The organism is Micrococcus sp. HMSC31B01 (assembly GCF_001816085.1).
In the GTDB taxonomy this organism is placed as follows: domain Bacteria; phylum Actinomycetota; class Actinomycetes; order Actinomycetales; family Micrococcaceae; genus Micrococcus; species Micrococcus luteus.
In genome coordinates this window covers 1-783 of sequence record NZ_KV825351.1, presented here as the reverse complement: position 1 = coordinate 783, position 783 = coordinate 1, and the positions used below count along the sequence as shown (strand labels likewise).

1 protein-coding gene and 1 pseudogene are annotated in these 783 nt (G+C 76.5%); both read right to left on the bottom strand.

The genetic code is table 11. The features are described from left to right. Positions 1-522, bottom strand: a 522-nt coding sequence (locus HMPREF3105_RS10685) for a ribulose-phosphate 3-epimerase (RefSeq protein WP_070709573.1), incomplete at its 3' end; no start/stop codon positions are given. A gap of 16 nt (positions 523-538) precedes the next feature. Continuing rightward, positions 539-783 (bottom strand): annotated as a pseudogene (locus tag HMPREF3105_RS10680) (rRNA small subunit methyltransferase B); the annotation flags it as partial.

The window sequence follows — 783 nt, the reverse complement described above, 5'->3', positions numbered from 1 at the left end:
CTGGAGGGCCAGCGGGGCGGCGGCGCCGTCGAGGGCGCGGCGGGCCCGGCGGATCTTCGGCAGCACGACGTCGAGGAACGCCTGCCCCCCGAAGCCGGGCTCCACGGTCATCAGCAGGAGCATGTCCAGCTCCGGGAGCATGTCCAGGTACGGCTCGACCGCGGTCGCCGGCCGCAGCGCCATGCCGGCCTTCGCCCCGGCCGCGCGCAGCTCCCGGGCCAGCCGCACGGGCGCCGCCGAGGCCTCGGCGTGGAAGGTGACGGACTCGGCCCCCGCCTCCGCGTAGCCCGGCGCCCAGCGGTCGGCGTCCTCGATCATCAGGTGGAGGTCCAGCGGCAGGTCGGTGGCGCGGCGGATCGCCTCGACCACGGGCAGGCCGAGGGTGAGGTTCGGGACGAAGTGGTTGTCCATGACGTCCACGTGCACCGCGTCCGCACTGGGGATGCGGGCCAGCTCGTCGGCGAGGCGGGCGAAGTCCGCGGACAGGATCGAGGGGTGCAGGCGCGGGGCGCGGGCGGTCATGGGCGGGTCCTCTCGGTCAGGCGCCGGGGGCGCGCAGCAGGGCCAGGAACATGGCGTCGGTGCCGTGCCGGTGCGGCCAGAGCTGGGCCGTGCAGGCGACCACGTCTGCCGGCTCCGGCGCGCCGGCGGGTTCGGCCTCGTCCAGGCGCAGGTCGTCGAGCGCGACGGCGTCGAGGGCGGTGCGGGCGTCGAGCAGCTCCAGCTCGGGGTGGCGGCGCACGAGGTCCTGGACCTGGACGACGGTCTCCGCGACGTGCGGGG